This is a genomic window from uncultured Cellulomonas sp. (assembly GCF_963527515.1).
GTDB lineage: Bacteria > Actinomycetota > Actinomycetes > Actinomycetales > Cellulomonadaceae > Cellulomonas.
The window spans coordinates 35,631-55,586 of sequence record NZ_CAURTV010000003.1 but is presented as its reverse complement, the minus strand read 5'-3'; the positions used below and the strand labels follow the sequence as shown (position 1 = coordinate 55,586).

Sequence of the window (19,956 nt, the reverse complement as noted above, 5' to 3'; positions counted from 1 at the left end):
CCGGCCGGTCTGGTCAGAGCGGGAACGCGTTGTAGACGTTGACGATGTCCGCCAGCGGGGCCGTCGCGCGGAAGACCGTCGTGCCGTTGGTCCAGACCGCGACGCCTGTGCCGTCGCTGGCATCGGCGATCGTGAACGTGCCGGCCGCGGCGTCGCCGGCCGTGACCTCGCCGGTGCTCGGCAGCGTCGGCCCCGAGGGGGACGCGGACGGGTCGGCGCTCGGGGCGGCCGGGAGTCCTGCGACGAGCGCCGCGGCGTACGCGACGGCCTCCGCGGGCGTCTCCCACTGGCCGGAACGGACCGTGAGCGTGCCGTCGGCGCCGTCGGTGTAGGTCTCGGTGTACGCCTCGAGGGCACCGGCGGCCTGCCACTCGGCGTCCGGGCCCGACGTGGCCAGCGCGTACTGCAGGACGCTGACCGGCAGCGCGGACGCGAACGCGCTGGTCGCGGGGCGGGCGGCCGGTGCGACGGTCGGCGTCGGCGACGGCAGGACGGTCGTCTCGGCGACAGCCGGGGGCTGCTCGACGGTGTCGTCGCCACCGGAGCTGACGACGATGCCGATGATGATCGCGGCGGCGATGAGCACGACGGCGCCGATGATGGCGGGGATCAGCCAACGGGGGCGGCCGGTCGCCTGCTCGGGCGGCGGCTCGGACCCGGTGGTCGCCGGGACCGCGAACGAGGACGGCACACCGGTGCGGGCGTCGCCCTGGACGGGACCGCTGGGCGGCGTCGGCGGCTGCGCCTGCCAGTTCGAGATCGGCGGGACCGGCTGGCCGATCGGTCGGTCGGGGCCGGGACGGCCGGTGTCGCTCATCGGGGCTCCCCCTTGCATCGCGTCGCCCGAACCCTCGCCGGACGCCCCGCAGCCTACCTACGCCGGGTCATCCCACGACGTCACGGCGCCGGAACGCGGCGAGCCCCGCGCAGATCAGGGCGACCGCGACCACGCTGACCCCCAGCACGGGCGGCCAGTCCACGGGCTCGGCGGGCATCCGCGGGAGGTAGGTGAACGGAGACAGCACGTCGGAGCCGTCCGGCAGCAGCTCGGCGAACATCCCCACCACGCCGACGTAGGTGACGTAGAGCCAGACCAGCCCGAACGCGCGCGGCGCGACGCCCATCACGAGGACGGCGACGCCGAGGACGATCCCCACCGCGGGCAGCGTGCCCGCCGCGGCGCCGAGCATGCGTCCGACGTAGGCGTCGTCACCGAGGGACGTCGCCGCCATGAGCCCCATCAGCAGGCCCGCCACCAGCATCATCACCACCGCCGCGGCACCCGCCACGGCGACCTGCGCGCCGAGCCACCGGTAGCGCGACACCGGGCCCGAGAGCACGAGCGCGCCCCGGGCCGCCGTCTCCTCGGCTCGGGCCGCACCGACGGCGGTCCCGCAGTAGGCGGCCGCGACGACCGCGAGGAACACCACGTAGATCGCGAAGGCGGACGCCGCCGCACCCTGCGGTCCGGCCGGGAAGAGCTGCTCGAGCTGCGGCTCCGTGGCGATGAAGTCGACCACCGCGCCCGCCAGCATCCCGACCAGCGCGCCCATGGCGACGACGCCGATGCCCCACGCGGCGATGGCACCCGCCTGCCGTCGCACCGTGAGCGCCACCAGGCCCGTGAGGCGTGCCGACGCACGCGGCCGGCCCAGCCGCTCGGCGAGCAGGCCCGTCCCCAGGTCACGCCGACCGACCAGCCAGAACGCCACCGCAACGAGCGCGACCGCCACGACGAGCCCGATGCCGAGCGGCCAGAACCGCTCGTCGACGTACGCGCGGGTGGCCTGGGCCCACCCGAACGGCGACAGCCAGGTCAGGACGCTCGTGCTCTCGGGCCCGCGCACGTCGCCGACCGCACGGAGCACGAACGCGACGCCGAGCGCCGCCATGCCGATCGAGCTGGCGGCCCGCCCGTGCGCGGTGAGCTGGGACGCGACGGCCGAGACGCCCGCGAAGACCAGACCGACCATGACGATGCCGCCCGCGAGCGCGACGGATCCCACGGCGTCGAGACCGGTGCTGAGCAGCGCGAGGAGCGTCAGGGCACCGACCGCGAGGGTCGCGACCGCCGCGGCGACGAGCCCCGCGACCACCGGGGCGTCCCGGCCGACGGGCGCCGACCGCACCAGCTCGAGCCGGCCGTCCTCCTCCGCGGCGCGCAGGTGCCGGGTCACGGTGAGCAGCGCCATGATGGCGACGGGCAGCATGACCCAGAGCCCGAGCTCGTTGGCCGTCATGGCGCCGACCGTGTAGTCGTCCAGGCCGTACCCCGGTCCGGCCAGGGCCGTCGCGGCCGGCGAGGAGATGAGCTGGGCGCGGCTGGCCAGCGACTCCGGCGACCCGTACAGCTCCACGATCGAGCTGACCGACACCTGCGTCAGCCCCGCCACGGCCACCGCCCAGACCACCGTGCGCCACCGGTCCAGGCGCAGGGCCACCCGGACGAGCCCCGGCGTGCCGGACAGCTCGCTCCCGCGTGCGTCGAGCGCGGTGGTCATCGTGACGCCTCCGGCACACCCAGCGTCTCCAGCTCGTCGCTGTACTCGCGCAGGAACAGGTCCTCGAGCGTCGGCGGGTGCGCGGTCAGCGACTGGACCCCGAACGTGGTCAGCCGCGCCAGGACGTCGTTGAGCGAGGCGGTGTCGACGTCGACCGTGAGGTGCCCGTCGTCGCGCTGGACGTGGTGCACGCCGTCGAGCCCGGCCAGGGTGCGCTCGGCGTCGTCGGCGTCGCGAAGCCCTGCCGTGACCGTGGTGCGCGTCCGGCTGCGCAGCTCCTCGAGCGACCCGCTCTGCACCGCGCGGCCCTGCCGGATGATCGTCACGCGCCGGCACAGCGCCTCGACCTCGGCCAGGATGTGGCTCGACAGCAGCACGGTCCGGCCGTCCGCCGCGGCCTCCTGCACCACCTGCTGGAACACCGCCTCCATGAGCGGGTCGAGGCCGCTGGTGGGCTCGTCCATGAGCAGCAGCTCGACGTCCGCCGCCAGCGCCGCGACGAGCGCGACCTTCTGCCGGTTCCCCTTGGAGTACGCGCGGCCCTTGATGCGGGGGTCGAGCTCGAACCGGTCGACCAGGGCGTCCCGGCGGCGCCGGTCCAGGCCCCCGCGCAGCCGGCCGAGCACGTCGATCGCCTCGCCGCCGGTCAGGTTGGGCCACAGGTTCACCTCGCCGGGCACGTAGGCGAGGCGGCGGTGGAGCGCGACGGCGTCGCGCCACGGGTCGCCGTCCAGCAGCCGCACGTCGCCCGCGTCGGGGCGCAGCAGGCCCAGCAGCACGCGGATGGTCGTCGACTTGCCCGCTCCGTTGGGTCCGAGGAAGCCGTGCACCTCCCCCGTGCGGACCGTGAGGTCGAACCCGTCGAGCGCGCGCTTGGCGCCGAACGTCTTGACGAGTCCGCTGACCGCGATGGCGTCGGTCATGGCTTCTCCTTGTACTCCAGGTAGGCGTCGAGATAGGAGCTGTCCGTGAACAGGCCGTGCGTGTAGAGGTCGAGGCCGGCCAGCATCGAGCGCGTCACCAGCTCCTCGATGGCCGCGCCCGGGTCCTCGGTGGGCGCGACGCCCCGGCCTGCGGTGCCCTCCAGCTGCGCGAGCAGGAGGAGGCCGAGCTGGGTGGCGACGACCAGGCGGGCCCGCCCGGCGGGGTCCACCGACGGCCGGATCGTGCCCGCCGTCTCCCCCGCCTCCAGGTACGCCCCGGCGTCGTCGACGAGTCCCTCGACGAAGTGCCCGGCGAGCGCGCCGCCCTCGAGCAGGCTGCGCACGATGTACGCGAAGAGCGGTCCGTACTCGCGCACCTTCGCGAGCAGCGCGATGGTCTCGCTGGGCGACATCGTGCTGATGGCGGCCGACTTCTCCGCGCGGATGACCCCGAGCACGTGCTCGTCGCACGCGGCGCGCAGGGCGTCCTTGGAGCCGAAGTGGTGGATCACCAGGCCGGCGCTCACCCCGGCGTCCTCCGCGATGGTGCGCAGCGGGGCCGCGAACCCGTCCCGGCCGAAGCGCGCGACGGCCGCGTCGCGGATGCGGGCGCGGGCGGTGAGGTCGTCGTCTGAACGCACGTTCACTACGTTAAACGCGTGTTCAGCCGTGGCGCAAGGGGTTCGTGTCAGACGCTCCGGTTAGCGTGCGGCCCGTGACCTCGACCTCCCCGAAGCGCCCCGACCGCAGCGCTCGTCCGGCGTTCCGCTGCACCGAGTGCGGCTGGACCGCCGGCAAGTGGGTGGGCCGGTGCGGCGAGTGCCAGGCCTGGGGATCGGTGGTCGAGGACACCGGCCCCGGCGGTGGTGCCCCGCGGACGGTCGCCACCTCGCCGACGCGGTCGCCCGCCCGGCCCATCGACCAGATCGACGTGGAGACGGCACGGGCCCGACCGACCGGCGTCGAGGAGCTCGACCGCGTCCTCGGCGGCGGCCTGGTGCCCGGCGCCGTGGTCCTGCTGGCCGGCGAGCCGGGCGTCGGCAAGTCGACCCTGCTGCTGGACGTGGCCGCGCGGGCGGCGCGCACGGGCCGCAAGGTCCTCTACGTGACCGGCGAGGAGTCCGCCGCGCAGGTGCGTCTGCGGGCGGGTCGGATCCACGCGCTCGACCCGCAGCTGCTGCTCACGGCGGAGACGGACCTGGGCACGGTGCTCGGGCACATCGAGCACGTGGACCCCGACCTGCTCGTGCTCGACTCCATCCAGACCATCGCCTCCGCGCAGGTGGAGGGGACCGCCGGGGGCGTCTCCCAGGTGCGCGAGGTGGCCACCGCGGTGATCCAGGCGGCCAAGGCGCGGGACCTGCCGGTGGTGCTCATCGGGCACGTCACCAAGGACGGCTCGGTGGCCGGCCCTCGCACGCTCGAGCACCTGGTGGACGTCGTCTGCCAGTTCGAGGGCGAGCGGCACTCCCGCCTGCGCATGCTGCGGGCCACCAAGAACCGCTACGGCCCGACGGACGAGGTCGGCTGCTTCGACCTGTCCGAGTCGGGGATCGTCGGGCTGGCGGACCCGAGCGGCCTGTTCATCTCGCAGGCCCTGCACGCCGTGCCCGGCACCTGCCTGACCGTGACGCTGGAGGGTCGACGCCCTCTGGTGGTCGAGGTCCAGTCGCTCGTGGCGCCCAGCGCGGTGCCCAACCCGCGGCGCACCACCAGCGGGGTCGACAGCAGCCGCCTGGCCATGGTGCTCGCCGTGCTCCAGCGCCGGCTGGGCGCACGACTGGCCGACCAGGACGTGTACGTGTCGACCATCGGCGGCGCGCGCGTGGTCGAGCCGGCGGCGGACCTCTCGCTGGCGCTGGCCGCCGTGAGCTCGCGCGAGAACGTCGCCCTGCCGCGCGGGCTGGTGGCCATCGGCGAGGTGGGGCTGGCCGGGGAGATCCGGACCGTCTCGGGGGTCGGCCGGCGGCTGGCCGAGGCTGCCCGGCTCGGCTTCACCCGCGCGATCGTGCCGGCCGGGGCGCTGGACGGCGCCACCCCACCCGCAGGGCTGACCGTGCTCACGGCCGCCGACCTCGTGGAGGCCGTCACCGCCGCCGGGCTGGTGCCGGACCTCGCCGGTAGCGCCCGCCGCTGACGGCCGTCGGGCCGTACTCGGACTTTGTCCGCGGATCCTCTTGACCGGTACAGAGCCGAGGGTTACTTTAGCGGTACAGACAATCCTCTGGACGACAGGAGAAGCCCGATGTCGATGGACAACCCGCAGCTCGGACTGCTGCTCGGCGTCGCCGCTGCGCGGCACGAGGCGGAGAGCTCGCGCCCGTGGGCACCCGAGGTCCCCGAGCCGGACCGCGCTCCGCACACCCCCCGCGCTCGCGTCCCGCGCACCCGGCGCACCCTGGCCGGCGCCCTGCACCAGCTCGCCGACGCCATCACGCCGACCAGCCCGTGCGACGGTCAGCCCGCGCGGTGACCATCTCCACCCCGGCACACGTCCGGGCGACCTACCCTGTCCCGCATGGAGCGGAACAGGGTGGCGTCATGTCCCGGGTGACGCTGCAGACGATCGCGGACCGCGTCGGGGTCAGCCGGATGACCGTCTCCAACGCGTTCTCCCGCCCCGACCAGCTCTCGGCCCAGATGCGCCGGACCATCCTCGCGGCCGCCGCAGAGCTCGGGTACGTCGGCCCCGACCCGTCGGCCCGCGCGCTCGCCCGGGGCACCACCGGCGCGATCGGCGTGCTGCTGACCGAGTCGATCGGCACCGCGTTCCTCGACCCGATCGCCGCCGCCTTCTTCGGGGCGGTCGCCGAGGAGCTGGCCCCCACCGGCATGGCGGTGGTGCTCCTGCCCTCCACCAGCTCGGAGACCATGATCCCCGCGCGCGACATCCCCATGGACGGCGCCCTCGTCTACGGGTGCGCGGGCGACTACCCGGCGGTGGACTGGCTGGTCAAGCGCCGGCTGCCGCTGGTGTTCGTCGACGGCGAGCCCGTGCAGGGCTCGGACAGCGTGCTCCTGGACGAGCAGCACGGGGCGGTCCTCGGTGCCGAGCACCTGCTCGCCCTCGGCCACCGCCGGATCGGCATCCTCACCATGAACTCCTACGAGCCCCCCGGTCTCGCACCAGACCCGGCCGCGGCCGGCTCGGGCTTCGTCGCGCGGGAGCGGCAGATCGGCTGGATGCGCGCGCTGGACGCCGCCGGGGTGACGCCCGTCGTCATGGAGGTCCACGACAACGCGGAGCCGTACGTCTCCCAGGGCGCGCGGGCGCTGCTCGCCCTCGACGAGCGACCGACCGCGGTCCTGTGCTTCTCGGACCTCATGGCCGCCGCGGTGGTGCACGCCGCCGAGGAGCTCGGGCTGCGGGTTCCGGAGGACCTGTCGGTGGTGGGCTTCGACGACTCGCCCCTGGCCCGCCGGCTGCGCCCCGCCCTGACGACCGTGCACCAGGACTTCGTCGCCAAGGGCCGGGCGGCTGCCGCCGCGCTGACCTCGTCGATCGCCCGGTTCCGGGCCGGCGACCCGGCCGAGCCGCAGGAGCACCGCATCCCGGTCGACCTGGTGGTCCGCGACAGCACGGCTCCAGCACCTGCGTGAGGCGTGTCGAACGAGCGAACCCGCACGTGCGGAGGGGTCCGTCATGCGGTTCGTGACCGCCGGTGTCCCCGGGCGTCGTTACCATGCAAGCGTGCCGCACCCGCACGCCCCCGACGACCTCCTGAGGTCGACCCTCGCCGCCGTCGCCCCCGGCGGTGAGCTTCGTGACGGCCTGGAGCGGATCCTGCGCGGCCGCACGGGTGCGCTGATCGTCCTCGGGTTCGACAAGACCGTGGAGAGCATCTGCTCCGGCGGCTTCGTCCTCGACGTGGAGTTCTCGGCCACCCGCCTGCGCGAGCTGGCCAAGATGGACGGCGCCGTCGTGGTCGACGCGGGCATCTCCCGCATCGTGCGCGCGGCCGTCCAGCTGCTGCCCGACGTCACCATCGAGACGTCGGAGTCCGGCACCCGCCACCGCACCGCGGAGCGCGTCGCCAAGCAGACCGGCCTGCCGGTCGTGTCCGTCTCGGCCTCCATGCGGATCATCGCGCTGTACGTCGGCGGCCAGCGGCACGTCATCGAGGACTCGACCACCATCCTGTCCCGCGCCAACCAGGCGCTGGCCACCCTCGAGCGGTACAAGTCGCGTCTCGACGAGGTCAGCGGCACCCTGTCCGCCCTCGAGATCGAGGACCTGGTCACCGTCCGCGACGTGTCCGCCGTGGTGCAGCGCCTGGAGATGGTCCGCCGCATCTCCGAGGAGATCGAGGGGTACGTCGTCGAGCTGGGCACCGACGGCCGCCTGCTCACCCTCCAACTGGACGAGCTGGTCGGCGGCATCGGCTCCGACCGTGCGCTGATCATCCGCGACTACGTCGACACCAGCCGCCGCGACGTGGACTCCGTGCTCGACGAGCTGGCGGAGCTGGACTCCACCGAGCTGCTGGACAACGCCCGGATCGCCAGCGTGCTGGGCCTGCCCGGCGGGGGCGACGCCCTCGACGCAGCCGCCGGACCGCGCGGCTACCGGTTGCTGTCCAAGGTCCCCCGCCTCCCGGGCGCCATCGTCGACCGCCTGGTGGCGCACTTCGGCGGGCTGCAGAAGCTGCTGGCCGCCGGCATCGAGGACCTCATGGCGGTCGACGGCGTCGGTGAGCAGCGAGCGCGGGCGGTGCGCGAGGGACTGTCCCGGCTCGCGGAGTCGAGCATCCTCGAGCGGTACGTCTAGCCCGTCACTCCAGCCCGAACACCGCCGGCGGTGCGCTCGCACCGGCCAGGACCAGCTGCGCGGAGTACGTGCCGGCGCCGGGCGCCGGCAGTCCCTGCGGGCAGCCTTCCGCGGACCGGACGCGGTTCCACGCGAACGACGTCGTGTCGTTGGCGCCCCCGGCGAGCAGCAGCGTGCGCTTCTCCGTGCCGGGCACCACGCAGTCGCGGTTCGACCACACGCGGTCGGAGCCGGAGGTGATGACGATCTCCCGCTGCGCCTCGCCCGCGTCGACCAGGCACTGCTCGGACCCCGGGTTGGTGATCGAGACGGTGAACGTGGCGCTCACGCCCGCCGCGAACGACACTGCGTCGGGCGTCATCGCGATCACCAGGCCGGTGCAGTCGGGCACCGCAGGCGTCGCGGCCGGCGTGGTCTCCGGAGCGGGGGCGGTGGTCGTCTGGGCGTCGGGCGTCGGCTCGTCGCCCGAACCCCGTCCGGCGACGAGCCAGACGACCACGGCGATGATGACCAGCGGGATGCCGAGCACGACGAGCCGGCGCACCCAGTAGACGCGGGCGGGGAGGCGTCGCGACTCGCTCACTCGTCCTCCGGCTCCGCTCGACTGCCCGCGCGATCCCGCGGCGCGACCACCGTAGAGGCAGGTCCGCCGGCCCGCGCGGCAGGCGCGCGGGGGTGCTCAGAGGGCGAGACGGACGATCGCCCGGCCCTCCTTCGGCCGCGCCACCACGTCGAAGTCGGCCGCGAGGAACAGGCTCACGGTCCCCCGGTAGAGCTCGGCCGACGAGAGCTTGCGCCCGCCCGGTTCCAGCGGGTAGCCCTCCAGCGTGTGCGCCCCCGACGCCCGTGCGTGCTCGACGGCGGCCGCGAGCAGCACACCCGCGACGCCCTGGCGCCGATGGCCCGTGCGCACGACGAAGCAGGTCACGGACCAGATGCCGGGGTCGTCGAGGTCGGCCTTCAGCTCACGGGTGGTCATCGACGGGCTGGTACGGACCCGGGGGAACTCGGCCCGCGGTGCCACCGACGCCCAGCCCACCGGTTCCCCGTCGAGCGTCGCGACCACGCCCGGGCTCGCTCCTGACCCGCTGACCCGGGTGGCCAGCCGGTTCCGTAGCTCCTCGGGCGACAGCGTCCGGTACTGCGCGTAGGGCATCCGGTCGAACTGGCAGAAGCAGCGACCCGGGTCACCCGGACCGTCGAGCACCGTGACGGCGTCGTCGATGCTCGTGCAGGGTGCCGCCCGCAGCTCCGCCATGCGCCCACCGTAGCCAGCACCTCCGACAGCGCACGCGTGGGGCAGGATGCTGCGGTGCCGCCGCCGTCCCCCGCCCAGCTGCGCGAGCCCGTGCTCGCCTGGTTCGGCGTGCATGCGCGCGACCTCCCCTGGCGCGCCGCGGACCGGACCCCGTACGGCGTGCTGGTCAGCGAGATGATGCTGCAGCAGACGCCTGTGGTCCGGGTCGAGCCCGCGTGGCGGGCGTGGATGGCGCGCTGGCCGACGCCCTCGGACCTCGCCGCGGCGTCGACCGCCGACGTGCTCCGCGCCTGGGACCGGCTCGGCTACCCGCGCCGTGCGCTGCGGCTGCAGGAGTGCGCCCGCGCGATCGTGGACCGCCACGGCGGCGAGGTGCCCGACGACGAGCAGGTGCTCCTCGCCCTGCCCGGCATCGGCTCCTACACCGCCGCCGCCGTCCTCGCGTTCGCGTACGGCCGCCGGTCGGTGGTGCTGGACACCAACGTCCGGCGGGTGCTGGCCCGCACCGTGGACGGCGTCGCGCTGCCGGCGCCGAGCCAGACGGTGGACGAGGTCCGGCGGGCCACCCGGTACGTGCCCGACGACGACGCGACGGCCGCGCGGTGGGCAGCGGCGTCGATGGAGCTCGGCGCCCTGGTCTGCACCGCGCGCTCGCCGCGCTGCGACGCCTGCCCGGTCCGGGACGTGTGCGCCTGGTACGCCGCGGGCCGGCCGGCCGACGAGCACGCGGCCCGGCGTCGGACCCAGACCTTCACCGGCACCGACCGTCAGGTGCGAGGCCGGGTGATGGCACTGCTGCGCGAGGCCCTCGGGCCCGTCCCCGCGGCGGCCGTCGACGCGGTCTGGCCGGATGCGCGCCAGCTCGCGCGGTGCATCGACGGGCTGCTGGCCGACGGCCTGGTGATCCGGGTCCCGGCGGCGAGCGTCGACGACCCAGCGACGTACCGTCTCCCGCACTGACCGCGTGGGAGCATGCGGCCATGCTGACCGCCGCCGACGTCGTCAACCAGAAGTTCGCCGCGACCAAGTTCCGCGAGGGCTACGACCAGGACGAGGTGGACGACTTCCTCGACCGCGTGGCGGAGACCCTCAAGGAGCAGGAGGGGCTCGGGCGGGCGAGGAACCCCGTGACCGCGAGCCAGCTCGAGGCGGCACGGTTCCAGACCACCAAGTGGCGCGAGGGCTACGACCAGCAGGAGGTCGACGCGTTCCTGGACCGGGTGCGCGACCGGTTGGCCTCGGACGCGCCGGCGTCGACCCCGGCCCGGGAGCCGAGCCCGACCTCTGCGACGCCCGTCGACGGGGGCTCCATCGGGGCGTCGACCACGCTCTCCGGCGCCGCGCTGGTGGTGCGGCTCCAGTCCGTGCGGGCCACCCGGCCCGCCGGAGCACCGGACGTGGTGGTCGTCCGGCTGCCGGACGGCACCGTGCACCCGGTCACCGACCTGCGCAGCACCGCCGACGGCGTCGAGCTCACCCTCGGCTGAGAGGAACGGTCCCATGCGACTCCTGACGATCCCGCAACACCCGATCGCCTCGTTCGGCAGCACGGGCGTCACCATGCAGCTCCTGCCGCAGGCCGGGGGAACCTCGGTGCACGTCGCGCACCTGGCGCCTGGCGGGACGCTCGGACGTCATCCCGCGGTGCGACGCCAGCTCTTCGTGGTCGTGGCCGGGCGCGGCGAGGTCCAGGTCGACGACGATCCGCCGCAGGTGGTCGGGCCGGGCACGCTGGTCGTCTGGGAGCCCGGTGAGGTGCACCAGACGTGGGCGACCACCGACCTCACCGCGGTGATCGTCGAGACGTCCGAGGAGATCGACCTGAGCGACTGAGGGGCTACCGCCGCTCCCACTGCTCCCTGGTGATCTCGTACCGGAGGCCGCCGCGTTCGGAGCCCTCGACCATGAGCATGTCCTCGGGGGTCTCCAGGATCTCCGTGACCGTCATGCCGACCTTCTCCATCACCTTCTGCGAGGGAAGGTTCAGGGCCATCGTCTCGCCCCAGACCACGCGCACGCCGAGCTCCGTGAACGCCTTGTCCAGCAGCGCGCGCGAGCCCTCCGTGGCGTACCCCCTGCCCCAGGCGTCCTGGCGCAGCCGGTATCCGAGCTCGACCTCGTCCAACGGACCGTCCCGCTCGGGACGCAGGCAGAACCACCCGACGAACGCGCCGCTGCCCGTCTCGTGCGCCGCGAACACGCCGAACGTCCCACCCCACCGCTCGTAGCCCCGCAGGAGGCTCGGCAGGACCATCTCGCGGACGACGCCAGGCGGGGTCGGCTCTCCTCCGCTCAGGTAGCGCATCACCGCGGGGTCGCTGTCGAGCTCGATCAGCAGGTCGGCCTCGTCGGCGGAGAAGGGGCGCAGCGCCAGCCGCTCGGTCGCCAGGTAGGTGGTCACCCGCTGAGCGTGCCCGACGGGAAGCGGGCAGCCCACCGATTTACAGCTCGATGAGCATCCGGGTGTTGCCGAGCGTGTTCGGCTTCACCCGCGCCAGGTCGAGGAACTCGGCGACGCCGTCGTCGTGGGACCGCAGCAGCTCGAGGTAGACGTCGGGCGTCACGGGCGTGCCCTCGATGACGTGGAACCCGTGGGACTCGAAGAACGCCACCTCGAACGTGAGGCAGAAGACTCGACGCAAACCCAGCTGCCGAGCGCGGTCCAGCAGCGCGTCGAGCAGCTCGTGCCCCACGCCGGTCCCGCGGAAGGTGCGGTCGGCGGCGAGGGTGCGGATCTCCGCGAGGTCCTGCCACATCACGTGCAGCGCGCCGCAGCCGATGACGACGCCGTCGTCGTCCTCGGCCACCAGGAACTCCTGCACGGCCTCGTAGTACCCGACCCACTCCTTAGCGAGCAGGATGCGCTCGGCGGCGTACGGCTCGACGAGAGCACGGATGGCACGGACGTCGGCGGGCAGGGCGGGGCGGACACGGAAGGACACCGGGACAACCTAGCCGCGAGCCGACCAGCCCATGCCGACTGCTCACACGGCGGGCTCGGGCTCCACGCCGCGCTGGACGGGGACGGTCTCGTCCGGCATGCCGTCGGCGATGGCCCAGGCCTCCTCCGTCACGGTCCGCGGCCACACCGCGGCGGCGACCAGGTAGGCGAGCAGGGACGCACCGAACCCGTAGAACGTGGGCCACCCGTCGAACGAGGCGTCGACCAGGTCGTTCGGGATGAACCACACGTCGTTGGGCACCCCGTAGACCGTCGGCGTGAGGACGAAGAGCACCAGCCGGACGCCGACACCCACCACGAGCGCCGCGACGGCCGCCCGGGTTCCCCCGCGCTTCCAGAACAGTCCGAGGATGAACGGCACCAGCAGCCCGGCGAGCATGAGGTCGAACGCGAGCGTCAGCAGGATGCCGGTCTGGGCCACCCGCAGCGCCACCGCGACGCCGAGGACGACGATCGGGATCATCGCGACCCGCGTCCACAGCAGCAGCGGGTCGCGCACGCCCTCCTCCTTCACGGAGACCACGCGGCGCACGCCGAGGATGTTCCGGACGGCCACCGCGGAGGTCGCCAGGATCGCCCCGGACGCGGTCGAGAACGACGCGGCGACGATGCCGGACAGGACCAGCACGGTCAGGCCTGAGGGCGCGTAGTCGTCGAGGAGCTGGAACAGGATGGGCCCGGAGTCCGTGGTCAGGCCGAGCACCGACGACGCCGACAGGGCGACCATGGCGAACGCGACGCCGATGACCGCGGTGCCGGCCGCGCCCGTGAAGCACGACCGCTGGGCGATCTCCGGGTTCCGCGCCGCGAAGATCCGCTGCATGAAGTCGATGGCCACGATGTCCCCGATGCCCAGCGCGACGAGCGTGGCCCAGTTGATGGGCGCCCCCGCGCTGGTCTGGGTCAGCTGCTCGAAGTCGAAGGGACCCATGCCGTCGGCCACCTCGAACCCGTAGGTCATGCCGAACCAGATCACCAGGGCGGCCGTGGCGGCGATGGTGATGACGATCTGGATGGCCGCGGTGTAGGCGTCGGAGAACATGCCGCCGCCGATCGTGTAGACGAGCACCAGCGCGACCGCGAGGAGCACGCCGATCGTGTAGTCCAGGCCCAGGAACCGTTCCAGCAGGAACCCGCAGGCCACCAGGTTGCCGGCCATGAGGATGGCGAACGCGAAGATCATGAACACCGACGACGCCACCTCGACCCCGCGCCCGTAGCGCAGGCGATAGAAGTCGGCGAGCGTGAACAGCTTCATGCGGTTCATCGGCTTGGCCAGGAAGAGACCGGTCAGCAGCAGGCAGATGGCCAGGCCGAGCGCGAGCGACGCCCCGGCCCAGAACCCGAACGACGCCGACAGGTCCGTGTTGCCGACCGTGGCGTTCGAGTCGACCGCGGCGGCCATCAGGGAGGCGGCCACGAGGGGGACGCCCAGGCGGCGGCCGGCGACGAGGTAGTTGGCGCTGTCGCCGTCGACCTTGCGGGCGACGACGATGCCGACGAGGACGACGGCGAGGACGGAGAGACCGACTCCGGCGATGATCATGAGGGCTCCGGGGGCGCGAGGGGGGATCGACCGACCGCCGGCCCGGAGTTTCTGTCGGCCGACAGGATCATTGACCACCCGGCCTGTGTCGGACCCGCTGCGCGCACGCAACGCTTGTGTTAAATCGCTCCGACCCCGAGCGACACCGGCAGCGCGCGGGCGGCCGCGACCTCGGTCGGCGTGCAGCCGACCAGGCGCAGCACGCCGTCGGCCACCGCGTCCTGCACGGCGGCGACGTCGAGGTCGGGGGTGTCGCGGCGGCGCAGGATCACCGACTCCACGAGGCCGAGCACCAGCTCCCCGCGGTCGTCGTCGGCGTGGTCCGCCGCGGCGGCCGCCAGCTCCGCGTACCGCGAGCGCAGCCGCGAGCGCAGCGCGTGGAACTCAGCGAACTGCTCGCCGGCCACCTCCGGCAGCACGTACAGGACGCCGAGGTTCACGGGTCCGGCGCCGAGCAGCCCGACGTCGGCGTGCACGAGCGCCCACAGGCGCGCGGCCGCGGGCTCGGTGCCGGCGACGAGCGCGTCGGCGAGGTCCAGCGACGGGCGGACCGTGCCGAGCAGCAGCTCCAGCAGGATCGCGTCCTTGCCGGCGAAGTGGTGGTAGATCGAGGCCTGTCGCACTCCGGCGGCGTCGGCGATCGCACGGGTGCTGGTGGACGTGAAGCCGACCGTGCAGAACAGGGCGGCGGCGGCGTCGAGCACGTCGCGACGGGTGTCGCGCTCACCGTCGGGGTCGCCGCTCGCGCGCGGTCGACCGGGTCTGCGTGCCATGGCGAGCCGACGCTACCACCGGCCCCCGGACGCACCGCCGCGGGCCTGCAGCGTCCGAGGATGTGGTCGCCAGGGCGCGCACTTCCTCGGACGTTCCGGTGTTACAGGAGGTTTACCTGCCGGAGACCGGGCGGGAACCTCAGCGGCCCAGCCTGTTTCTGTCAGTCGACAGAAATCGGGGACGCGATGACCACCACCACCGGCACCACGGCAGGCGCGCGGGAGCATGCCCGGGCACAGGAGGTTGCCGCCGTCGGCGCGGTCCCCACCCTGCCGGTCCGCCCCGCACGCGACTGGCCCACGCCGCCCAGCGGGGTCGATCCCGCCACGCTGGTCCACGCGGAGGTGGTCGCGGGCGGGGGGTACACCCACCTCACGGTCGCCCGCGGGACGCACGTCCGCCTGACCGACCTCGTCGGCGACGCCTGCGCCCACGTGCTGGCCTACCGCCTGGACCGCCCGTGGGAGCGGCTGAACGTCGCGGACACCGTCAAGGTCCAGTGGCAGGTCTACCTGACCGCGGGCCACCTGCTGCTCAGCGACCAGGGCCGGGTGCTGGCGAGCATCGTCGGCGACACCTCGACCCGTCAGGACGCTCTCTACGGCACCTCGTCGAGGGCGCGGAACGACGAGCGCTACGGCGACGGCAGCGCGCAGGGTCCGACGCCGGCCGGGCGCGAGCTGTTCGCCCTCGCCGCCGCCAAGCACGACCTCTCCCGCCGCGACCTGCCGCCGAGCATCTCCTTCTTCCAGGGCGTCCGGATCGACGACGACGGCCGCCCGGTGTTCGAGGGGTCCGCCGGACCGGGCGCCTCGCTCACCCTGCGCGCGGAGGTGCCGCTGCTCCTGCTCGTCGCCAACACCGCGCACCCGCTCGACCCGCGCGAGTATCTGAGCACGCCGCTCGAGGTCCTCGCCTGGTCGGGATCGCCGACGAGCGACACCGACCCGCTCTGGACCGCCACCCCCGAGGGCCGCCGGGCCTTCGTCAACACCCGCGAGGACCTGACCGCACGGGGGATCGCATGACCACGCTGCTCGACACCGTCGTCCCCGCCCGTGCGCCCTGGTCCGCCGTGGTCCGCGCGGGCGACGTCCTCACGATCATCGACCTGGGGGGCAACCAGGCCGTCGACTTCCTCGTGTTCGACGCCGCCGACACGAGCCTGCGGTACAGCGCTCCCGACACGATCCAGGGCCAGGACTCGGTCTTCCTGACGACCGGCTCGGTGCTGCGCGACTGCGAGTACGGCCCGCTGATGACCGTGGTGGCCGACGAGGTGGGCCGGCACGACACGCTCGGCGGCGCGTGCTCCAAGGAGTCGAACACCCTGCGCTACGGGCACCACACGTGGGCGCAGCACGCCTGCGTGGAGAACTTCCTGGCGGAGGGCGGTCGGTACGGGCTGGGCAAGCGCGACCTGGTGTCGAACATCAACTGGTACATGAACGTGCCCGTGGACCCCGACGGAGCGCTCGGCATCGTCGACGGCATCTCGGCGCCCGGCCTGTCGCTGTCCCTGCGCGCCGAGCGGGACGTGCTGGTCATGGTCAGCAACTGCCCGCAGATCAACAACCCGTGCAACGGCTTCGACCCGACGCCGGTGCGGATGGTGATCCTGTCTTGACCTTCGACACGTTGCTCGTCGCCAACCGCGGGGAGATCGCCGTCCGCATCCTGCGCACCGCGAGGGAGCTCGGCCTGCGCACGGTCGCCGTCTACTCCGACGCCGACGCGGGCGCGGCGCACGTGCACCTGGCCGACACGGCGGTCCGCCTCGGGCCGGCGCAGTCGTACCTGCGCGCCGACCTCCTGCTGGACGCGGCACTCGCACAGGGCGCGGGCGCGATCCATCCGGGGTACGGGTTCCTCAGCGAGAACGCCGCGTTCGCCCGCGCGGTCGAGGCGGCGGGGATCGCGTTCGTGGGCCCAACACCCGCGCAGCTGGACCTGTTCGGCTCGAAGCACACCGCTCGGGAGGCGGCGCGCGCGGTCGGCATGCCGATGCTCGCGGGCACGGGCCTGCTGGAGTCTGTCGACGAGGCCGTCGCGGCGGCCGACACCATCGGCTATCCCGTCATGCTCAAGGCCACGGCGGGCGGCGGCGGCATCGGCATGCGGGCGTGTGCGACCCCCGACGAGCTCGTGGCTGCGTGGGAGGCGGTCCGGCGGACGGCGGGTGCCGCGTTCGGCTCCGCCGGCGTCTACCTGGAGCGGCTGATCACGGCCGCGCGCCACGTCGAGGTGCAGGTGTTCGGGGACGGGCTGGGCCGCGTGGTCACGCTCGGCGACCGCGACTGCTCGCTGCAGCGGCGGCACCAGAAGGTGGTCGAGGAGGCACCGGCCCCGGGCCTTCCTGACGACGTCCGCACCGGCATCGCCGACGCGGCCCGCACGCTCGCGGAGTCGGTCGGGTACCGCTCCGCCGGGACGGTGGAGTACGTGTACGACGCCGACCGGCAGGAGGCTGCGTTCCTCGAGGTCAACACCCGCCTGCAGGTCGAGCACCCGGTCACGGAGGCGGTCTTCGGGGTCGACCTGGTCGCGTGGATGCTCCGGCTCGCCCAGGGCGACACGGCCGTCGTCGACACCCCGCTGGTGCCGCGCGGAGCCGCCGTCGAGGCCCGCGTCTACGCCGAGAACCCCGACCGCGACCACCTGCCGAGCGCCGGGACGGTCACCGCCTTCACGGTCCCGGCCGGCGCCCGCGTCGACACCTGGATCGCGCCCGGCACCGAGGTCTCCACCCACTACGACCCCCTGCTGGCCAAGGTGATCACGGCCGGGGACGACCGGGACGCCGCGTGGGTTGCGCTCGGCGACGCGCTGGCGGGCACCCGGCTGACCGGGATCGCGACCAACCTCGGGCTCCTGCGCACGATCGCGCACTCCCCCGAGGTCGCCGCCGGGGGGCACCACACCGGCACCCTCGCGCGCCTGCGGGACGAGACGCCGCGCGTCGAGGTCGTCCGCCCGGGCATGCTCACCACGGTGCAGGACTGGCCCGGCCGGACCGGCCTCTGGCACGTCGGCATCCCGCCCTCGGGGCCGATGGACGACCTGTCGTTCCGGCTGGGCAACACCGCGCTCGGCAACCCCGAGGGCGCGCCCGGCCTGGAGTGCACGATGGCCGGTCCCGAGCTCCGGTTCCGCACGGGCGCGACGGTCATGGTCACCGGCGCACCGGCGGCGGTCACGGTCGACGACGTCCCGGTGCCGCAGTGGGAACCGGTCGAGATCCCCGCCGGCGGGGTGCTCGCCATCGGCGCACCAGCGGTTGGGATGCGCACGTACCTGCTGGTCAGCGGCGGCCTGGACGTGCCGCACGTGCTCGGTTCGGCCGCGACGTTCGACCTCGGTCGGATCGGCGGCACGACAGGTGTCCCGCTGCGCCCGGGCGACCAGCTGGCGCTCGGGGCGCCGTCCGGAACACCGAGGGCGGTACCCGAGCGAGACCGGCCCGTCGTGACCGGCACCTGGCACATCGGCGCCCTCGAAGGTCCGCACGCCGCGCCGGAGTTCTTCACGCCGGCCGACATCGACGTGTTCTACTCCGCCACCTGGGCGGTCCACTTCAACTCCGCGCGCACAGGCGTCCGGCTCGTCGGCCCCAAGCCCACCTGGGCCCGGCCGGACGGGGGCGAGGCCGGCCTGCACCCGTCGAACATCCACGACACCCCGTACGCGGTCGGCGCGGTGGACTACACCGGCGACCTGCCGATCCTGCTGGGCCCGGACGGCCCGTCGCTGGGCGGTTTCACGTGCCCGGCCACCGTCGCGCTCGGGCAGCTGTGGAAGCTCGGCCAGCTGCGGCCGGGTGACACCGTGCGGTTCGTGCCGGTCGACGAGGCCGAGGCGGACGCGCTGCGCAGGAGGCCGCAGGCCGCGCCCCGCACGACGAGGGAAGCACACGACGACGGCGGCATCCTGGCGCGCACCGAGGCTGACGCCACCCAGGTCACCTACCGCCGCAGCGGCGACGACAACCTGCTCGTCGAGTACGGCGCGATGACCCTGGACCTGGCCTCCCGGATGCGGGTGCACGCCCTGGCGCAGGAGGTGCAGCAGCGCGTCGACCACGACGGGCTGCGCGGCATCGTCGACCTCACGCCCGGCATCCGCTCGCTCCAGCTGCACGTCGACCCCGAGCGCCTCCCCCTGCGCACGGCCCTGGACCTGGTCCGCGAGATCGAGCACACGCTCCCGGCGACCACCGACCTCGTCGTCCCCAGCCGCACGGTGCACCTGCCGCTCAGCTGGGACGACCCCGCCACCCGGGAGGCCATCGAGCGCTACACGGCCGGCGTCCGCGACGACGCCCCCTGGTGCCCCTGGAACATCGAGTTCATCCGACGCATCAACGGCCTGTCGTCGGTCGAGGAGGTCCACCGCACGGTCTTCGACGCGTCCTACCTGGTCATGGGGCTGGGCGACGTGTACCTGGGCGCCCCTGTGGCCACCCCGCTGGACCCGCGGCACCGGCTGGTCACCACCAAGTACAACCCGGCCCGCACGTGGACCCCGCAGAACGCGGTCGGCATCGGTGGCGCCTACCTGTGCATCTACGGGATGGAGGGACCGGGCGGCTACCAGCTCGTCGGGCGCACGGTCCAGGTCTGGGACACCCACGCCCGGCACCGGCCGTTCGAGCCCGGCACCCCCTGGCTGCTCCGGTTCTTCGACCGGATCTCCTGGTACCCGGTGGGCGCCGACGAGCTGCTGGACCTGCGCGCGGACATGGCCGCTGGTCGCCTCGACGTGTCGATCGAGCCGGGCACGTTCTCGATCGCGGAGCACCAGCGGTTCCTGTCCCAGAACGCCACGGACATCGCCGCCTTCCGCGCCCAGCAGTCGACGGCCTTCGGTGCGGAGCGCGACGCGTGGGCGGCAGCGGGCGAGTTCGACCGCGTCTCCGAGCCCGACGCCCCCGCTCCCGCGGTCGACACCGAGGTGCCCGACGGCTGCGAGGGCGTCGCGGCGCCGTTCGTCGCGACCGTCTTCCGGGTCGACGTCCGCCCCGGTGACGTGGTCGAGCGCGGTCAGCAGCTGCTGGCGCTGGAGGCCATGAAGATGGAGTCGCCCGTCACCGCGACCGTCAGCGGCACGGTCGTCGACGTCGTCGTGACGCCCGGCGACCAGGTGGGCCCGGGCCAGGTGCTGGTCATCGTCGAACCGACCCGGGTGACGACGGCGGCGTGAGCCGATCAGGTGACCGGAGCGGGGC

20 protein-coding genes are annotated in these 19,956 nt (G+C 73.9%); 10 read left to right on the top strand and 10 right to left on the bottom strand.

The annotated features are described in order from the left end of the window. Window positions 1-13: 13 nt before the first annotated feature. From RYN42_RS01740 to RYN42_RS01725, 4 genes are all read right to left on the bottom strand, one after another. Window positions 14-817, bottom strand: a complete 804-nt coding sequence (locus RYN42_RS01740; protein WP_315093188.1) for a hypothetical protein — start codon at window positions 815-817, stop codon at window positions 14-16. 67 nt (window positions 818-884) lie between these two features. Continuing rightward, the gene (locus tag RYN42_RS01735; protein ID WP_315093186.1) at window positions 885-2,501 is read right to left on the bottom strand and encodes an anibiotic ABC transporter; all 1,617 of its coding nucleotides are present in this window, start codon (window positions 2,499-2,501) and stop codon (window positions 885-887) included. Next, on the bottom strand, window positions 2,498-3,424 hold the full coding sequence (locus RYN42_RS01730; RefSeq protein ID WP_315093184.1) for an ABC transporter ATP-binding protein: 927 nt from the start codon (window positions 3,422-3,424) through the stop codon (window positions 2,498-2,500). The genes RYN42_RS01735 and RYN42_RS01730 overlap by 4 nt, the downstream gene beginning before the upstream one ends. Further along, window positions 3,421-4,065 (bottom strand): TetR/AcrR family transcriptional regulator, encoded by a 645-nt coding sequence (locus tag RYN42_RS01725; protein ID WP_315093182.1) that lies wholly within the window; start codon window positions 4,063-4,065, stop codon window positions 3,421-3,423. Before RYN42_RS01725 ends, RYN42_RS01730 begins: the two co-directional genes overlap by 4 nt. A 74-nt stretch (window positions 4,066-4,139) precedes the next feature. Between RYN42_RS01725 and radA the strand changes: the two genes are divergently transcribed. The 4 genes from radA (at window position 4,140) to disA (ending at window position 8,192) form a co-directional block, all read left to right on the top strand. After that, window positions 4,140-5,561 (top strand): DNA repair protein RadA, encoded by a 1,422-nt coding sequence (radA, locus tag RYN42_RS01720; protein ID WP_315093180.1) that lies wholly within the window; start codon window positions 4,140-4,142, stop codon window positions 5,559-5,561. Window positions 5,562-5,669: 108 nt separating this feature from the next. Continuing rightward, window positions 5,670-5,897, top strand: a complete 228-nt coding sequence (locus tag RYN42_RS01715) for a hypothetical protein (protein ID WP_315093179.1) — start codon at window positions 5,670-5,672, stop codon at window positions 5,895-5,897. Between the two features lie 68 nt (window positions 5,898-5,965). Then, the gene (locus RYN42_RS01710) at window positions 5,966-7,024 is read left to right on the top strand and encodes a LacI family DNA-binding transcriptional regulator (protein WP_315093178.1); all 1,059 of its coding nucleotides are present in this window, start codon (window positions 5,966-5,968) and stop codon (window positions 7,022-7,024) included. A 91-nt stretch (window positions 7,025-7,115) separates the two neighbouring features. Then, window positions 7,116-8,192, top strand: coding sequence for a DNA integrity scanning diadenylate cyclase DisA (gene disA, locus RYN42_RS01705; RefSeq protein ID WP_315093177.1), 1,077 nt, complete (start codon window positions 7,116-7,118; stop codon window positions 8,190-8,192). A gap of 4 nt (window positions 8,193-8,196) precedes the next feature. Here disA and RYN42_RS01700 read toward each other — a convergent pair whose 3' ends face one another. Both RYN42_RS01700 and RYN42_RS01695 read right to left on the bottom strand, forming a co-directional pair. Continuing rightward, the gene (locus tag RYN42_RS01700) at window positions 8,197-8,775 is read right to left on the bottom strand and encodes a hypothetical protein (RefSeq protein ID WP_315093176.1); all 579 of its coding nucleotides are present in this window, start codon (window positions 8,773-8,775) and stop codon (window positions 8,197-8,199) included. Window positions 8,776-8,871: 96 nt separating this feature from the next. Further along, window positions 8,872-9,450, bottom strand: coding sequence for a GNAT family N-acetyltransferase (locus tag RYN42_RS01695; protein ID WP_315093174.1), 579 nt, complete (start codon window positions 9,448-9,450; stop codon window positions 8,872-8,874). Between the two features lie 54 nt (window positions 9,451-9,504). Between RYN42_RS01695 and RYN42_RS01690 the strand changes: the two genes are divergently transcribed. The 3 genes from RYN42_RS01690 to RYN42_RS01675 are packed head-to-tail and all read left to right on the top strand — an operon-like array spanning window position 9,505 to window position 11,283. Further along, window positions 9,505-10,410, top strand: a complete 906-nt coding sequence (locus RYN42_RS01690) for an A/G-specific adenine glycosylase (protein ID WP_315093172.1) — start codon at window positions 9,505-9,507, stop codon at window positions 10,408-10,410. Window positions 10,411-10,430: 20 nt separating this feature from the next. Next, complete coding sequence (locus RYN42_RS01680; RefSeq protein WP_399552371.1) at window positions 10,431-10,937, top strand: DivIVA domain-containing protein; 507 nt, start codon at window positions 10,431-10,433, stop codon at window positions 10,935-10,937. Window positions 10,938-10,950: 13 nt separating this feature from the next. Then, window positions 10,951-11,283, top strand: a complete 333-nt coding sequence (locus tag RYN42_RS01675) for a cupin domain-containing protein (protein ID WP_315093170.1) — start codon at window positions 10,951-10,953, stop codon at window positions 11,281-11,283. 4 nt (window positions 11,284-11,287) lie between these two features. Here the strand turns inward: RYN42_RS01675 and RYN42_RS01670 are convergent, their stop codons facing one another. From RYN42_RS01670 to RYN42_RS01655, 4 genes are all read right to left on the bottom strand, one after another. Further along, on the bottom strand, window positions 11,288-11,851 hold the full coding sequence (locus RYN42_RS01670) for a GNAT family N-acetyltransferase (protein ID WP_315093168.1): 564 nt from the start codon (window positions 11,849-11,851) through the stop codon (window positions 11,288-11,290). A 40-nt stretch (window positions 11,852-11,891) separates the two neighbouring features. Beyond that, window positions 11,892-12,392, bottom strand: a complete 501-nt coding sequence (locus tag RYN42_RS01665) for an amino-acid N-acetyltransferase (protein WP_315093166.1) — start codon at window positions 12,390-12,392, stop codon at window positions 11,892-11,894. Window positions 12,393-12,434: 42 nt separating this feature from the next. Then, window positions 12,435-13,958 (bottom strand): sodium:solute symporter family protein, encoded by a 1,524-nt coding sequence (locus tag RYN42_RS01660; protein WP_315093164.1) that lies wholly within the window; start codon window positions 13,956-13,958, stop codon window positions 12,435-12,437. A gap of 119 nt (window positions 13,959-14,077) precedes the next feature. After that, window positions 14,078-14,731 carry a TetR/AcrR family transcriptional regulator gene (locus RYN42_RS01655; RefSeq protein WP_315093162.1) on the bottom strand — a complete coding sequence of 218 codons (654 nt, stop codon included), beginning with the start codon at window positions 14,729-14,731 and terminating at the stop codon, window positions 14,078-14,080. Window positions 14,732-14,917: 186 nt separating this feature from the next. On the opposite strand from RYN42_RS01655, the gene RYN42_RS01650 reads away from it, so the two are divergent. Genes RYN42_RS01650 through uca form a run of 3 tightly spaced genes read left to right on the top strand, consistent with a single transcriptional unit; the run spans window position 14,918 to window position 19,931 of the window. Further along, entirely contained in the window at window positions 14,918-15,760 is an 843-nt protein-coding gene (locus RYN42_RS01650) for an urea amidolyase associated protein UAAP1 (protein WP_315093161.1), read from the top strand. Continuing rightward, window positions 15,757-16,359, top strand: a complete 603-nt coding sequence (locus RYN42_RS01645; RefSeq protein WP_315093158.1) for an urea amidolyase associated protein UAAP2 — start codon at window positions 15,757-15,759, stop codon at window positions 16,357-16,359. Before RYN42_RS01650 ends, RYN42_RS01645 begins: the two co-directional genes overlap by 4 nt. Then, complete coding sequence (gene uca / locus RYN42_RS01640; protein ID WP_315093157.1) at window positions 16,356-19,931, top strand: urea carboxylase; 3,576 nt, start codon at window positions 16,356-16,358, stop codon at window positions 19,929-19,931. The genes RYN42_RS01645 and uca overlap by 4 nt, the downstream gene beginning before the upstream one ends. The last annotated feature ends 25 nt before the right edge of the window (window positions 19,932-19,956 follow it).

Bases quoted from the DNA above. Each gene is read 5' to 3' on its own strand.
- RYN42_RS01740 (WP_315093188.1), bottom strand. From the start codon at position 817: ATGAGCGACACCGGCCGTCCCGGCCCCGACCGACCGATCGGCCAGCCG.
- RYN42_RS01735 (WP_315093186.1), bottom strand. From the start codon at position 2,501: ATGACCACCGCGCTCGACGCACGCGGGAGCGAGCTGTCCGGCACGCCG.
- RYN42_RS01730 (WP_315093184.1), bottom strand. From the start codon at position 3,424: ATGACCGACGCCATCGCGGTCAGCGGACTCGTCAAGACGTTCGGCGCC.
- RYN42_RS01715 (WP_315093179.1), top strand. From the start codon at position 5,670: ATGTCGATGGACAACCCGCAGCTCGGACTGCTGCTCGGCGTCGCCGCT.
- RYN42_RS01710 (WP_315093178.1), top strand. From the start codon at position 5,966: ATGTCCCGGGTGACGCTGCAGACGATCGCGGACCGCGTCGGGGTCAGC.
- RYN42_RS01695 (WP_315093174.1), bottom strand. From the start codon at position 9,450: ATGGCGGAGCTGCGGGCGGCACCCTGCACGAGCATCGACGACGCCGTC.
- RYN42_RS01680 (WP_399552371.1), top strand. From the start codon at position 10,431: ATGCTGACCGCCGCCGACGTCGTCAACCAGAAGTTCGCCGCGACCAAG.
- RYN42_RS01675 (WP_315093170.1), top strand. From the start codon at position 10,951: ATGCGACTCCTGACGATCCCGCAACACCCGATCGCCTCGTTCGGCAGC.
- RYN42_RS01660 (WP_315093164.1), bottom strand. From the start codon at position 13,958: ATGATCATCGCCGGAGTCGGTCTCTCCGTCCTCGCCGTCGTCCTCGTC.
- RYN42_RS01655 (WP_315093162.1), bottom strand. From the start codon at position 14,731: ATGGCACGCAGACCCGGTCGACCGCGCGCGAGCGGCGACCCCGACGGT.
- RYN42_RS01650 (WP_315093161.1), top strand. From the start codon at position 14,918: ATGACCACCACCACCGGCACCACGGCAGGCGCGCGGGAGCATGCCCGG.
- RYN42_RS01645 (WP_315093158.1), top strand. From the start codon at position 15,757: ATGACCACGCTGCTCGACACCGTCGTCCCCGCCCGTGCGCCCTGGTCC.